A 14,473-nucleotide genomic window follows, 5' to 3' on the forward strand; every position below is an offset into this window, starting at 1 on the left:
AGGAGGCGTGACCGTGCAACTCATCCCGTGCCCGTGGTGCGGTCCCCGTGAGGAGACCGAGTTCCACTACGGCGGCCAGGCGCACGTCGCCTACCCGCAGGACCCGTCGGCGCTGACCGACGAGGAGTGGGCGAAGTTCCTGTTCTTCCGCGCCAACCCGAAGGGCGAGCTCGCGGAGCGCTGGACGCACAGCGCCGGCTGCCGGCGCTGGTTCAACGCCGTGCGCGACACGAGCACCCACGCCCTGCGCGCCGTTTACCGCCTCGACGAGTCGAGGCCGGTGATCCCGTGACCCGGCTGCGCGACCGGGGGCGCGTCGACCGCGCCGCCCCGCTCAAGTTCACCTTCGACGGCCGCGAGCTCACCGGCTTCCGCGGCGACACGCTGGCGTCGGCGCTGCTGGCGAACGGTATTCACCAGGTCGCGACGAGCATCGAGTACGGCCGCCCGCGGGGCGTCTTCGCGGCCGGCGTCGAGGACGCGACCGCGCTGGTGCAGGTGGAGAAACCCTTCCCCGAGCCGATGCTGTCGGCGACGACCGTCGAGCTGTTCGACGGCCTCGCGGCGCGCGGCCTGCCCGGTCGGGGCCGGCTGGCGAGCGAGCCCGACCCGGCCCGCTACGACACGAAGCACGTGCACTGCGACGTCCTCGTCGTCGGTGCCGGCCCAGCAGGACTCGCGGCCGCGCGCGAAGCCGAAGGCCGCGTGCTCCTGGTCGACGACCAGCCCGAACCCGGCGGTTCGCGGCTCGGCACCGGCGAACCGGTCGACCCGGTGCCCGACGGCGTGCGGTACTTGTCGCGCACCACCGCGTTCGGCCTCTACGACGACGGGTTCGTGCTCGCGCTGGAACGCCGCACCGACCACCTCGGCACCACCCCGGTACGCATCTCACGCCAGCGGGTGTGGCGGATCCGCGCGAAGGAGATCGTGCTCGCGACCGGCGCGCACGAACGGCCGGTGGTGTTCCCCGGCAACGACCGGCCCGGCATCCTGCTCGCCGGCGCCGCGCGCACGTACCTGCACCGCTACGGTGTGCTCGCCGGCCAGCGTGCGGTCGTGTTCACCACCAACGACAGCGCCTACGCCGCCGCCTTCGACCTCGCCGGCGCCGGCGCGGAGATCGCGGTGCTCGCCGACGCGCGGGAGACGGTTCCGGCACACCTGGCGGCTGCCGCGGCCGCGAGGGGCATCGAGGTCCGCCCCGGCCACGGCGTCATCGGCACCGCGGGTGGTGACCGCATCACGTCCGCCGTCGTCGCGGAACTCGGGGCCGCGCAAGGGGATCGCTTCGCGTGCGACCTGCTGCTCGTGTCCGGCGGCTGGAACCCGGCCGTGCACCTGTTCAGCCAGGCGTGCGGCGCGCTGCGCTTCGCCCCGCAGCTCGGCGCATACGTCCCGGACGGCGACCTCCCCCACGTGCGCGTCGTCGGCGCCGCCGCGGGCGAAGGCCTGCCGGAAGCCAAGATCCTCTGGCAGGTCCCGGCTCCGGAGTCCGCGGTGGACACCCGGTTCGTCGACCTGCAGCGCGACGCCACGGTGTCCGACGTCCTGCGCGCCACCGGCGCCGGCCTGCGGTCGCTGGAGCACGTGAAGCGCTACACGACCATCGGCACTGCCCACGACCAGGGCAAGACGTCAGGTCTGCTCGCCGCTGGGATCACGGCGGACGTCCTCGGCGCCGACCTCGCCACGCAGCGGCCCACGACCTACCGCCCGCCCTACACCTCCGTGCCGTTCGCCGCGCTCGCCGGCCGCAACCGCGGGGAGCTGCTCGACCCGGCGCGCGTGACGGCGCTGCACCCGTGGCACGTCGCGCACGGCGCGGAGCTCGAGAACGTCGGCCAGTGGAAGCGCCCGTGGTACTACCCACGGGCCGGCGAGGACCGGGAAACCGCTGTGCTGCGCGAATGCCGGGCCGCGCGCACCGGCGTCGCGCTCATGGACGGATCGACGCTCGGCAAGATCGACGTGCAGGGGCCGGACGCGCCGGCGTTCCTGGATCTGCTCTACCCGAACGTGATGAGCAGCCTCAAGGTCGGCCGTATCCGCTACGGCGTGCTGTGCGGTGTCGACGGCATGGTGATCGACGACGGCACGGTGAGCCGCGTGGCCGAGGACCGCTTCCTCGTCACCACGACCACCGGCAACGCGGCCATGGTCCTCGAGTGGCTGGAGGAGTGGCTGCAGACCGAGTGGCCGCACCTGCGCGTCTTCGCCACTTCGGTGACCGAGCACTGGGCCACGATCCCGCTCGTCGGCCCGCGGTCGCGGGCGGTGCTCGCCAAAGTGGCGCCCGGCCTCGACGTGTCCAACGACGCGTTCGGGTTCATGACGTGGCGCGACACCGAGGTCGCCGGCCTCGCGGCCCGCGTGTGCCGGATCAGCTTCTCCGGTGAACTGGCCTACGAGATCAACGTGCCTTCCTGGTACGGGATCGCGCTGTGGGAAGCGCTGCTCGAGGCGGGCGCGGAGTACGGGATCACCCCGTACGGCACCGAAACGATGCACGTCCTGCGCGCCGAGAAGGGCTACCCGATCATCGGCCAGGAGACCGACGCGACGGTGACCCCGCAGGACCTCGGCCTGAGCTGGGCGGTGTCGAAGAAGAAACCGGACTTCCTCGGCAAGCGCTCCTTCAGCCGGGCGGAGAACCTGCGGCCCGACCGCAAGCAGCTCGTGGGCCTTTTGCCCCAGGACCCCGCCGTGCTGCTGCCCGAAGGCTCGCAGCTCATCGAAACCGGCCACGTGCCCGAGCCGCCGGTACGGATGCTCGGCCACGTCACGTCCAGCTACCGCAGCGCGGCGCTGGGCCGCACGTTCGCGCTCGCCCTCGTGCGCTCGGGGCGCGAACGCCTGGGCCAGACGCTGTACGTGCCGGTCGGCGACGCGGTCGTGCCGGTGACCGTGACCGACTCCGTGCTGTTCGACAAGGAGGGAAGCCGCCGTGACGGTTGACGTGACCCGCCGTTCATCGCTGGCGGACCAGGCGGCGCTGTTCGCTTCGCTCGGGCCGGAGCTCCTCGTCCAGGAGCGGCCGTTCCTGGCTCAGCTCACCGTGCGCGTGCGCGAAGGGCACGAGGGCGTCGGTGCCGCGCTGGGCGTGCCCTTGCCCGTGCGGCCCTGCACGTTCACGTCCGGCGCGGGCCCCTTCGGCGCGGTCGACGTGCTGTGGCTGGGCCCGGACGAGTGGCTCGTGCTGGGCGGGCCCGGCGTCGCCGAGCCGGCGGAAACGGCGTTGCGCCAGGCGATCGACCTCGGAGCCGTGACCGACACGTCGGCGCAGCGCACCACGGTGCAGCTCGCCGGCCGGGCGGTGCGCGACGTGCTCGCCCACGGCTGCGCGATCGACCTGGACCCCGCCGTGTCGCCGCCCGGGACGTGCGTGCAGACGCTGCTGGGCCGCACCGGCATCGTCCTGCTCGTGCGCGAACGCGACGAATTCACCGTGCTCGTACGCCCGTCCTTCGCGCCGTACTTCGCGGCGTGGCTCGCCGACGCGGCGGCCGAGTACACCGAGGAGCAACCGTGGCGTTCACGCTGACCCTGAAGTGTCCCGAGCGCGCGGGCATCGTCCACGCCGTCACCACGTTCCTGCTGGAGCGCGGGTGCGACATCGTCGAGCACCAGCAGTTCGACGACGACGTGCGCGGTTCGCTGTTCCTGCGCACGTCCTTCACCTGTTCCGTACCGGCCACTGTGGACGATCTGCGGCGGGCGTTCGTCCCGGTGGCCGGCGACTTCGACATGGAGTTCGAGTTCGCCGACGGCACCGCGCCGCGGGTGCTGGTGATGGTGTCGAAGTTCGGGCACTGCCTCAACGACCTGCTCTTCCGGTGGCGCGCCGGCAGCCTCGGCGCCGAACTCACGCTCGTGGTGTCCAACCACGAGGACCTGCGCCCGACGGCCGAGGCCGCCGGGGTGCCGTTCGAGCACGTGCCGGTGACGCCCGCGACGAAGGCCGGAGCCGAACAGCGGCTGCTGGACCTGCTGTGGGAACACGAGATCGACCTCGTCGTGCTCGCCCGCTACATGCAGGTGCTGTCCGACGAGCTGTGTGGCAAGCTCGACGGCCGCGCGATCAACATCCACCACTCGTTCCTGCCTGGCTTCACGGGCGCGAAGCCCTACCACCAGGCCTGCGACCGGGGTGTGAAGTACGTCGGCGCGACCGCGCACTACGTCACCCCCGACCTCGACGAGGGCCCGATCATCGAGCAGGAGGTGCAGCGCGTGGACCACACGTACTCGCCTCGTGAGCTCGTGACGGTCGGGCGCGACGTCGAAGCGCTCGCCCTGTCCCGCGCGGTCCGCTGGCACTGCGAACGCCGTGTCCTGCTCAACGGCAACAGCACCGTCGTCTTCCGGTAATCCGTCTGCCCTGGAGTTCTGTCATGACCCGAGTCGTGATCATCGGCGCCGGCATCGTGGGCGCCAATCTCGCCGACGAGCTCACCGCCCGCGGCTGGACCGACGTCACCGTGCTCGACCAGGGCCCGCTGCCGCTCACGGGCGGGTCCACCTCGCACGCCCCCGGCCTCGTCTTCCAGACCAACCCGTCGAAGACGATGACGGAGTTCGCCACCTACACCGTCGAGAAGCTCAGCGGCCTCGAGGTCGACGGGCTGCCGTGTTTCCACCAAGTGGGCGGCATGGAGGTCGCCGGCACACCGGCGCGCTGGCAGGACCTGCACCGCAAACAGGGCTGGGCCACCTCGTGGGGCGTCGAAGCCCGCCTGATCGACGTCGACGAGTGCGTGCGCCGCTGGCCGTTGCTCGACGGGTCGAAGATCTTCGGCGCGCTGTATGTGCCGACCGACGGGCTCGCCAAGGCCTCCCGCGCCGTGGTCGCGCTGGCGCGCCGGGCGGAGTCACGCGGGGCGCGGTTCGTCGGCTCCACAAAGGTCACCGGCATCAAGCAGGCCGGCGGTCGCGTCACCGGCGTCGAGACGGACCAGGGCGAGTTCGCTGCGGACGTCGTGGTGTCCTGCGCCGGGTTCTGGGGCCGTGAACTCGGCGCGATGGCCGGGATGAGCGTGCCGCTGCTGCCGCTGGCCCACCAGTACGCCAGGACCGGCCAGGTCGCGGAGCTCGTGGGCCGTGCCACCGAAACGACGGAGGCGAGCTTGCCGATCCTGCGTCACCAGGACCAGGACCTCTACTTCCGCGAGCACGTGGACCGGCTCGGCATCGGTTCGTACGCCCACCGGCCGATGCCCGCGGAACCGGCCACAGTGGACGGTGGTGTCACCGAATCGGCGATGCCCTCCATGCTGCCGTTCACCGAGGAGGACTTCGCGCCGTCGTGGGAGGAGAGCAAGCTGCTGCTGCCCGCGCTCGGCCGGACCAAGGTCGAGGAGGGCTTCAACGGCCTCTTCTCCTTCACCCCCGACGGTGGCTCGCTGGTGGGGGAGTCGGAGCACGTGCGCGGGTTCTGGATCGCCGAGGCGGTGTGGGTGACGCACTCGGCCGGCATCGCGAAGGCCGTCGCTGAACTGCTCGTGCACGGCCGCAGCGACACCGACCTGCACGAGGTCGACGTCCGCCGGTTCGAGGACGTGCAGCTCGCGCCGGAGTACGTGAGCGAGACCGCGCAGCAGAACTTCGTGGAGATCTACGACGTGCTGCACCCGCTGCAGCCCAAGCTCTCGCCGCGCGACCTGCGCGTGAGCCCGTTCAACGTCCGCCAGCGCGAGCTGGGCGCGGTGTTCCTGGAGGCGGGCGGCTGGGAGCGGCCGCACTGGTTCGAGGCCAACGCGCCGCTGGTGAAGCAGCTCCCGCACGAGTACCTGCCGCCGGCGCGCGACGCATGGGCCGGTCAATTCCACTCGCCGATCGTGGCGGCCGAGGCCTGGCACACGCGCAACGGTGTGGCGCTCTACGACATGACCCCGCTCAAGCGCGTCGAGATCAGCGGGCCGGGGGCGCTGGAGTTCCTGCAGGGACTGACGACGAACCAGCTCGACAAGTCCGTCGGCTCGGTGACCTACACGTTGCTGCTCGACCACGCGGGGGGCGTGCGCAGCGACATCACGGTGGCGCGGCTGGAGCCGGACGTGTTCCAGGTCGGGATCAACGGCAACATCGACCTCGCGTATTTCACCTCCTTGCGGCCGCAGGACGTACGCGTTCGCGACATCACGGGCGGAACGTGCTGCCTCGGCGTGTGGGGACCGCTCGCGCGCGACCTCGTGCAGCCCCTGTCGGCGGAGGACTTCTCGCACACCGGTCTGAAGTACTTCCGGGCGCGCCCGGCGCGGATCGCCGGCGTGCCGGTGACGGCGATGCGGTTGTCCTACGTGGGCGAGCTCGGCTGGGAGATCTACACCTCGGCGGACAACGGATTGCGGCTGTGGGACATGTTGTGGGCGGCCGGGCAGGAGCTCGGCGTGATCGCGGCCGGCCGCGCGGCCTTCACCAGCTTGCGGCTCGAGAAGGGCTATCGGTTGTGGGGCACGGACATGACGACCGAGCACGACCCGTACGAGGCCGGGGTCGGGTTCGCCGTCCGCCCGGAGAAAGGTCCGTTCGCGGGCCGGGACGCGATCGCGGGGCGCACCGAGGAGACGGCGTCGCGGCGGCTGCGGTGTCTCACGGTCGACGACGGCCGCACGGTGGTGCTCGGCAAGGAACCGGTGTTCGTCGACGGCGCGCCGGCGGGGTACGTGACGAGCGCGGCGTACGGCTACACCGTGCACCGGCCGATCGCATATGCGTGGCTGCCGGGCACAGTCGCGATCGGCGACGCGGTGGAGATCGAGTACTTCGGCCGGCGGGTGGCGGCGACGGTGGCCGCCGAACCGCTCGTCGACCCGGGCATGGAGCGGATCCGGCGCTGAAGGGAGTGCGGTCGTGCGCGACCAGTTCCTGAAGTCCCGCGCCGCGCCCCGGGGCTTCGGCGCCGGCGGGCGGGACGGTGGCCGCGCCGGCCCTGGCCCAGGCGGCGGCACTGCTCGCGCGCACGGGTGACGGCGCGTCGGGGGGCTGGCTGCGCGGGCTGCGGCTCGCGGAGCGGGACGCGCCGGCGGCGCGGCGGGAGCCGGTGAGGCCGTAGCGACGTGCCTGCCTTCGGTGGAGGTGATCACCGCGGCGGGTGGTCTGCTGACACCGGCCGAGCGGCGGCCGGCCCGGGGTGGGGCGTCGCTGGACCTCGCGGCCGCGGTGGAGGCGGTGCGCTCGGCGGTGGTACAGGCCGGGTGGCGATTGAGGCGCGGCTGGCCGGGTTCCGGGCGACGAATTCCCGGCTCTGCCGGCGGCCGTCGCCTCGGTGGCCGGGCTCGTCGAGCGGGCCTCGGCGATCAAGGAGGCGGTGCGCCGCCAGGCGGCAGTGGCCTAACTAACTAACTGGTTGGTTGACGGATGGGCCGGATCGGTGTCTGATGGAGTGCGTAGGAACGAACTCCGGAAGGCACTCATGACCAAGACCTGGCTCATCACCGGCAGCTCCCGCGGCTTCGGCCGGGAGCTGGCCCGGGCGGTCCTCCAGAACGGGAACCGGCTCGTCGCCACCGCTCGCAACCCGGAACAGCTCGCTGATCTCGTCGCCGAGTTCGGCGACCGCGTACGCGCGATCGCCCTCGACGTCACCGATCCGGCGGCGGCCCGCGCGGCCGTGCAAGCGGCGGTCGACGCGTTCGGCAAGCTCGACGTCGTCGTCAACAACGCCGGCTACGCGAACTCCGCTCCCATCGAAGAGATGCCCGACGACGACTTCCGCGCCCAGATCGACGCGAACTTCTACGGCGTCGTCAACATCACCAAGGCCGCGTTGCCGGTCCTGCGTGCCCAGCGTTCGGGGCACGTCGTGCAGTTCTCCTCCATCGGCGGCCGCGTCGGCGGTTCGCCCGGGATGGGCGCGTACCAGGCCGCGAAGTTCGCGGTCGAGGGCTTCTCGGAGGTGCTGGCCAACGAGGTGGCCCCCTTCGGGGTGAAGGTGCTCATCATCGAGCCCGGTGCCTTCCGCACCGACTGGGCCGGCTCGTCCATGCGCGTCGACGCGGTCGGGGCCGACTACGAACAGTCCGTCGGCGCGATGAACCGTCGCCGGGAAGACTCCGCCACCTGGCCCGGCGACCCGGCTCGCGCCGCCAAGATCATCCTCGACGTCGTCGACCACGACGACCCGCCCCGCCGCCTCATCCTCGGCGCCGCTGCCGTCGAGCTGGCCGCCCGCTCGTCCGCCGAACGCGCCGCGGAAGCCGAGAAGTGGGCCGACGTGAGCCGCTCGGCCGACTTCCCGCCCGGGGAGTGACGTCGTCGGCTCGCCGCATCCGCAGCGCCTCGGCGGGGCGCTAGCATCGGCCGCATGTGCGAACGTGCCGGGCTGCCCCGGTGAGGGCCTTCGTGATCACCGGTCCCGGAGAAGCCACGGTGGCCGAGGTACCGGAGCCGACGGCGGGGATCGGCGAGGTCGTGGTGGCCGTGGAGCGCGCGGGGGTGTGCGGCACCGACTTCGAGTTCTTCACCGGGGAGATGCACTACCTCGCCGACGGCCAGGCGCGGTACCCGATGCGCATCGGAAACGAGTGGTGCGGCACGGTCGTCGAGACGGGCGAGGGCGTGCACCCGGCGTGGGCCGGCCGGCGGGTCGCCGGCGACACGATGCTCGGGTGCGGCCACTGCCGCCGCTGCCGCGGCGGGCACCAGCACGTGTGCGCCGACCGACAGGAGGTCGGGATCCGCGGCGGGCGGGCCGGAGCGCTGGCGGAGAAGATCGCCGTGCCGGTGACGTCGCTGCACGAGCTGCCGGCGAACGTCGACGCGGTGGCCGGGGCGCTCGTGGAACCTGGCGGGAACGCGCTGCGGGCGGCGTGGGCCGCGCTGGGCGAGCAGTCCGGGACGAACGCCGGCACGCGCGTCGCCGTCTACGGGCCCGGGACGATCGGGCTGCTCACCGCGATGTTCCTGCGGGCCGCGAGCGCCGAGGTCTACCTGGTCGGCGTCACGGAAGAGTCGATCGCCTTCGCGCGGCATCTCGGCTTCGCCGCCGCGGCCGAGCCGCCCGGGCCACCGGTCGACGCGGTCGTCGACGCGACGAGCGACCGGGCCGTCCCGGCGGCCGCGCTCGGCCTCGTCGAACCGTCCGGCCGCATCGTCTACATCGGACTCGCGGGTGAGCCGAGCACCGTCGACACCCGGCAGCTGGCGTTGAAGGACGTCACGGCGGTCGGGATCCTCAGCGCGTCACCCGGTCTCGAAGCGGTCATCGACAGCTACGCGGAAGGCGACGTCGACCCGCGGCCGATCGTCGCGGCGACCGTGGGTCTCGACGGGGTGGCCGACGTCCTCGCCGGCCGCCGCCCGCCCGGTGCCGGCCCGAAGATCCTGGTGGACCCGAACCGGTCGTGAAGGCCGGTCCGTGGGCACGGGTCGGGGGACCGTGCCCACGGACCGGGGTCAGGTGAGGTACTCCGCGGCCGCGCGCAGGCTCACGAACGAACCGCCGAACGTGTCGATGCGCGGACCCGAGCCGAAATCCGGGCCGGGGGCGCCGGTTTCGACGCGGACGAAGTCCACCTCGGACAGCGCGGCGAGGAACGCGAGCACCTCCGGGTGCCGGTGCGCCTCGCGCGTCACCACGACCACGCTCGCGAAGTCGCGGGCCTCGGCCCGTACCGCCGCGACGTCGGCGGGGGACACCACGAGCGCCCGCGTGTCCGGCACCAGCTCGGTCAGGTGCGGGCCGAGACCCCACGGCATCGGCCCCGCCGCGATCGTCGGGTCGGTGCGCACGTCGACCACCAGTGGCGCCCCGGCGAGCCGCGGCTCGCCCTGGATCCGCAGTGCGGCGCGCGCCGCCTCCAGGCCGAGGCGGTAGTCGACGGGCCGCCGCTGCGCGGGTGCCGGCGCGGTGCCCAGCGCAGCGGTGCGCGCGGCCGCTTCCGCGAGCCGGTCCGCCGGCAGCCTCCCGTCGGACACCGCCGCCACGACGGTCTCGGTGATGCGGTCGAGCGTGTCCGCTCCGAACGCGGCGCCGCCGAGGCACAACGCGTCCGCGCCCGCCGCCAGAGCCCGCACCGCCGCCGTACCGAGGCTGTCGTGCCGGCCGTACGCGCCGGACACCGCGCCCATTTCGAGCGCGTCGGTGATCACCGCGCCGGTGAACCCGAGCTCACCGCGCAGTACGTCGGTCAGCGCCGTTCGGTTGAGCGTCGCCGGTTCGTCGCCCCAGGGCCGCACCACGAGGTGGCCCGACATGATCGAGCGCACGCCCGCGGAGATCGCCGCCGCGAACGGCACGAGCTCGATCTCCCGCAGTTCCTTCGGCGTCCGCGGCAGCACGGGCAGTGCCACGTGCGAATCCTCCGTCGCCGCGCCGTGCCCGGGGAAGTGCTTCGCGCACGCGGCGACACCGTACTTCTGCAGCCCGGTCACGTAGGCCGCCACGTGCGGCGACGCCCGGACCGGGTCCGATCCGAAGGCCCGCACCCCGATGATCGGATCCTCCGGCGCCAGCGTCAGGTCCGCGCACGGCGCCAGGTTCACCGTCACGCCGCACGCGGCCAGCCGTTCGCCGAGGGCCGCCGCGACCGCGGTGGTGAGCCCTGGGTCGTCGGCCGCACCCAGCGCGAGCGGACCGGGCACGAACGACCCGGTGGCCACGTCCAGCCGAGTGACGTCGCCGCCTTCCTCGTCGATGCCGACGACCACGTCGTCGCGTTCGGCGCGCAACACGTCGGTCAGCGCGGCCACCTGCTCGTCGTCCACCACGTTGCGGCCGAAGAGGATCACCCCGCCCAGGCCGTCGCCGAACCGGCGGCGCAGCCACTCGGGCGCGGTCGTGCCCGCGAACCCGGGCAGCAGTACGGCTTCGGCGAGGTGCCGCAGGTCAGCCACAACTCATCCCTTCACGGCGCCGGCCGTCAAGCCGGACACCAGCTTGCGCTGCACGATCAGGAAGAAGATCAGTGCAGGCACGGCGTAGACCACCGACGCCGCCATGATGGCGCCCCAGTCGACGGAAAACGCGGTCTTGAACGACGAAAGCCACACTGGCAGCGTCTGCTTCGGCTTGTCCTGCATGAACACCAGCGCAAACAGGAACTCGTTCCACGCGGTGATGAAGCTGAACACCGAAGTGGTGACCAGCCCCGGCCCGAGCAGGGGCAGCGTCACGCGGCGGAACGCGCCCGCCCGGCTGCAGCCGTCGATCATCGCGGCCTCTTCGAGGTCGTACGGGATGCCGTCGATGAAACCGTAGAGCATCCAGACGGTGAAGGGCAGCGACGTCGCGAAGTACACCAGCAGCAGCGACGGCAGGGTGTTGAGCAGCCCGAGGTCGCGCATCAGCAGGTACATCGGGATGAACAGCGCCGAGAGCGGCGCCAGCTGCGCGACCAGGATCAGCAGCAGGAACCCCTTGCGGCCGCGGAAGCGGAACCGTGCGAGCGGGATCGCGGCCAGCACGCCGACCACCAGTGCGGCGAGCACGGCTCCGAGCGTGACGATGAGGCTGTTGCTCAGGTAGGTCACGAACCCCGGTTTCGTCAGTGCCGCCGCGAAGTTCGCGAACGTCGCCGACGTCGGGATCAGGTCGTATGCCGGGGAGAGCACCTCGCCCGGTGTCTTCAGCGACGTGGTGAACATCCAGTACGTCGGGAAGAAGAACACCAGTGCGACGAGGATGCCGGCCACTGAGAGCGTGACCCGCTGGGTCAGGGGCTTCCTCACGCGAGCTCACCGTCCTTCGTCCGCACCAGCAGCTGCACGTACCGCCCGGTCACCAGCAGCAGGATCACCAGCATGATCGTCGCGATCGCCGCCGCCGAGCCGAAGTGGCTGCCCGCGATGCCCTTGAGGTACTGCAGGATCGCGAGCGTGGTGCTCGCCCCGTCGGGACCGCCTTGCCGGATCGCCCAGATCTGGCCGAACATGTTGAAGTCCCACAGCACGGACAGGAACGTGACCATCGTCAGGATCGGGCGGATCGCGGGCCAGCTGACCGCGCGGAACGTCTGCCACGGCCCGGCCCCGTCGATGCCCGCCGCCTCGTACTGCTCCCGGGGCACCCCGATCAGTCCCGCGTACAGCGTGAAGGCGACGAACGGCACGGCCTGCCACAGCACCAGCAACCCGACCACCGTCAGCGTGCTCGCGCCCGTCGAGAACCACGAGTAGCCGATGAACGAGTGGAACCCCAGCCGGTCGAGGGTCTTGTTGAGGATTCCGTACTGCTGGTCGAAGATCCACTGGAACACCGTGGTCGTCGCGATCACGGGCACGGCCCAGGCGAGCACGAGCGAGACCTGCAGGATGATCCGGATGACGGGGTTGAGGTGGCGCATCAGCACGGCGATGACGAGCGCGACCAGCAACGTGGCGGCCACGAGCAGGGCGGTGAACACGACGGTCCGCAGCGCCACCGACCAGAACTGCGGGTCGGTCAGCTCGGCGGTGTAGTTGTCGAACCCGACCCACACGGTCTTGCCGGTCACCAGCTCGCGCAGGTCGAGCCGGCGCAGGCTGATGCCGAGCATCTGGATCGTGGGCCAGCCGAGCAGGACCAGGACGGCGACGAGCGCGGGCAGGAGCAGCAGGTACGGCGTCGCCCGCTCGCCCAACCCGCCCCGGCGCCGCCGTTTCGCGGGACCGACGTGCGCCGGTGCCGGCGGGGTGGTCCCCGCCGGCACCGGCACGTCGTGGGTGGCCGTCATCCGCCGATGATCTTGTCGAGGGCGGCGTTGGCGTCCGCCGTGGCCTGGTCGAGCGACTTCTTCCCCGTCAGGTAGGCCGTCAGCATGTCCTTCAGCGGGTTCTGGCCGGATTCGACCTCACCCCACTTCGGGCTGGTGGGCACCGCGCGGCCGTTCTTCGAGGCCTTGGCCATGACCCCGCCGAGTGGGTCCTTGTCCAGCGCGCTGGTGTCGGTGGACGTGCCCGGCACGTAGCCGGCGGCGGCCATCTGGGTCATGTACTTGGTGCTGGTGAGCAGCTTCAGGTACTCCTTCGCGAGGTCGGAGTTCTTGCTGTTGAGCGGGATCACCAGGTTCGAGCCGCCGAGGAACACCGGCGCCGTCTGGCCCGCGGTCCTGCTCGGGATCGGGAACGCGCCGGTCTTGTCGGCGATGCTCGGGTCGGTCTTCGCCGCCGTGGCGACCTCACCCGGCGTCCCGATGAACATCGCGACCTTGCCGCCGCCGTAGATGCCGGCCTGCTGCGGGGTGGCCTCGTCGTTGTCCTTCGGCGCGGTGGTGCCGGAGGTGTCCACGAGCTGCTTGTAGAACTCGAGACCCGCCTTGGCGCCGGCCGAGTCGAGCGTGGACGTGAAGCCCTTGCCCTCGGCCTGGGCGATGTCGCCGCCGTTGTCCCAGATGAACGACAGCAGCGCGTACCAGTACTGACCCGGCAGGTACAGCGGCTGGAAGTCCTTGTCGCTGCCGAACTTCGCCTTCAGCTTCGCGATGTCGTCGAGCCACTCCCGGTCCGAGGTCGGCGGCGCGGTGATGCCGGCCTGCTCGAACATGTCCTTGCGGTAGAGGACTTCGCGGTTGGCGGCGTAGAACGGCACGCCGTAGGTCTTGCCCTCGAACTCGCCGGAGGCCTTGAGCCCGGCGAGCCACTGCGGGCCGTTGAAGCTCGCCACGTCGCCCGAGAGGTCCGTGAGCACGCCGTCGGAGGCGAACGCCGGGGTCTGGGTGTTGCCGACCTCGATCACGTCGGGCGGGGTGCCGCCCGCGAGCGCGGTGGTCAGCTTCTGCTGGATGCCGTTCCACGGCTGGATCTGGTAGTTGACCTTGACGCCGGGGTGGGCCGCCTCGAACTCCTTGTTGAGCGCTCCCGTGAGGCTGTCCGGCGCGGAGCCGTCCATGAGCCAGACCGTGAGCGTGCCACCCTGGGAACCCCCCGAGCCGGACGCGTTGTCACCGCCGCCCGAGCCGGCGCACCCGGCTGTGGCGAGGGTGATGGCGGCGGCACCCGCCGCCAGCTTGAGCCAGCGCTTCACTTGTCTCGTCCTTTCGGTGCCCGGCCACCCGGCCGGTCTGTGACAAATGGTGTAGACCAATGGGTGCAGAGTGGTCCGGACCACAGCCGGTGTCAAGCGGGTAACCAAGACGTTGTAAACGCGACGGCCGGGTTGACGCTGCGTGTCCGCCCGGCTACCGGCGTTCGACGGGAAAGTGCAGGTGGCGGCGCGGAAACCCATGACCGGCCAGGGTTTCTCGCCCCGGCGGTGTTGTTCGTGAAGACCTCGCCGGCCGCATGAAAGCGGACGGGTCCTGTCCGCGGTGGCGGACGGGACCCAGTCCGGTGGTACGGGGTGGTCCGGCTGCGCGCGGACCTGATTCGTCGGATCGGCCCGAGACGGGACACCTCCGGTAGCCCGTGGGCGGCCGGCGTCCTCGGTCCAGACCCCGCGGAACAGCCCGTGGCGTCCGGGTTCGACATCCGCTTCAGGAGCGTCGCTTCGCCCAGGGGCGGGGCGCGCAGGCCGGATCGCGTCGAGGACCCTGACGTTGACACGCGGAAGGCCCCG

The 14,473-nt window shown here is 71.8% G+C and carries 11 protein-coding genes; 7 read left to right on the forward strand and 4 right to left on the reverse strand.

Annotated elements, in window-relative coordinates; translation table 11 throughout:
* Positions 1-13 precede the first annotated feature (13 nt).
* The 7 genes from I6J71_RS19945 (at position 14) to I6J71_RS19975 (ending at position 9,348) form a co-directional block, all read left to right on the forward strand.
* Positions 14-292: a sarcosine oxidase subunit delta gene (locus tag I6J71_RS19945; protein WP_204097148.1), complete on the forward strand. Its 279-nt coding sequence runs from the start codon at positions 14-16 to the stop codon at positions 290-292.
* Positions 289-2,958: a 2Fe-2S iron-sulfur cluster-binding protein gene (locus I6J71_RS19950; RefSeq protein ID WP_204096086.1), complete on the forward strand. Its 2,670-nt coding sequence runs from the start codon at positions 289-291 to the stop codon at positions 2,956-2,958. Before I6J71_RS19945 ends, I6J71_RS19950 begins: the two co-directional genes overlap by 4 nt.
* A complete protein-coding gene (locus I6J71_RS19955) occupies positions 2,948-3,544 on the forward strand; it encodes a sarcosine oxidase subunit gamma (RefSeq protein ID WP_204096087.1) in 597 nt (198 codons plus the stop codon). Before I6J71_RS19950 ends, I6J71_RS19955 begins: the two co-directional genes overlap by 11 nt.
* The gene (purU, locus tag I6J71_RS19960; RefSeq protein ID WP_204096088.1) at positions 3,529-4,371 is read left to right on the forward strand and encodes a formyltetrahydrofolate deformylase; all 843 of its coding nucleotides are present in this window, start codon (positions 3,529-3,531) and stop codon (positions 4,369-4,371) included. Before I6J71_RS19955 ends, purU begins: the two co-directional genes overlap by 16 nt.
* A gap of 23 nt (positions 4,372-4,394) precedes the next feature.
* Complete coding sequence (locus I6J71_RS19965; RefSeq protein WP_204096089.1) at positions 4,395-6,839, forward strand: FAD-dependent oxidoreductase; 2,445 nt, start codon at positions 4,395-4,397, stop codon at positions 6,837-6,839.
* 575 nt (positions 6,840-7,414) lie between these two features.
* Positions 7,415-8,251 (forward strand): oxidoreductase, encoded by an 837-nt coding sequence (locus tag I6J71_RS19970; RefSeq protein ID WP_204096090.1) that lies wholly within the window; start codon positions 7,415-7,417, stop codon positions 8,249-8,251.
* Positions 8,252-8,370: 119 nt separating this feature from the next.
* Complete coding sequence (locus I6J71_RS19975; protein ID WP_239155069.1) at positions 8,371-9,348, forward strand: zinc-binding dehydrogenase; 978 nt, start codon at positions 8,371-8,373, stop codon at positions 9,346-9,348.
* A 48-nt stretch (positions 9,349-9,396) separates the two neighbouring features.
* Here I6J71_RS19975 and I6J71_RS19980 read toward each other — a convergent pair whose 3' ends face one another.
* The 4 genes from I6J71_RS19980 to I6J71_RS19995 are packed head-to-tail and all read right to left on the reverse strand — an operon-like array spanning position 9,397 to position 13,942.
* On the reverse strand, positions 9,397-10,836 hold the full coding sequence (locus I6J71_RS19980) for a glycoside hydrolase family 3 protein (RefSeq protein ID WP_204096092.1): 1,440 nt from the start codon (positions 10,834-10,836) through the stop codon (positions 9,397-9,399).
* Between the two features lie 3 nt (positions 10,837-10,839).
* A complete protein-coding gene (locus I6J71_RS19985; protein WP_204096093.1) occupies positions 10,840-11,670 on the reverse strand; it encodes a carbohydrate ABC transporter permease in 831 nt (276 codons plus the stop codon).
* Positions 11,667-12,653 (reverse strand): carbohydrate ABC transporter permease, encoded by a 987-nt coding sequence (locus tag I6J71_RS19990; RefSeq protein WP_204096094.1) that lies wholly within the window; start codon positions 12,651-12,653, stop codon positions 11,667-11,669. Before I6J71_RS19990 ends, I6J71_RS19985 begins: the two co-directional genes overlap by 4 nt.
* The gene (locus I6J71_RS19995) at positions 12,650-13,942 is read right to left on the reverse strand and encodes a sugar ABC transporter substrate-binding protein (RefSeq protein ID WP_204096095.1); all 1,293 of its coding nucleotides are present in this window, start codon (positions 13,940-13,942) and stop codon (positions 12,650-12,652) included. Before I6J71_RS19995 ends, I6J71_RS19990 begins: the two co-directional genes overlap by 4 nt.
* Positions 13,943-14,473 lie beyond the last annotated feature (531 nt).

Origin of the sequence: Amycolatopsis sp. FDAARGOS 1241, assembly GCF_016889705.1 — a bacterium.
Taxonomy (GTDB): domain Bacteria; phylum Actinomycetota; class Actinomycetes; order Mycobacteriales; family Pseudonocardiaceae; genus Amycolatopsis.

What these genes read in the sequence shown, in the direction of transcription:
- I6J71_RS19965 (WP_204096089.1), top strand. Translation starts at nt 4,395, where the DNA reads ATGACCCGAGTCGTGATCATCGGCGCCGGCATCGTGGGCGCCAATCTC.
- I6J71_RS19970 (WP_204096090.1), top strand. Translation starts at nt 7,415, where the DNA reads ATGACCAAGACCTGGCTCATCACCGGCAGCTCCCGCGGCTTCGGCCGG.
- I6J71_RS19990 (WP_204096094.1), bottom strand. Translation starts at nt 12,653, where the DNA reads ATGACGGCCACCCACGACGTGCCGGTGCCGGCGGGGACCACCCCGCCG.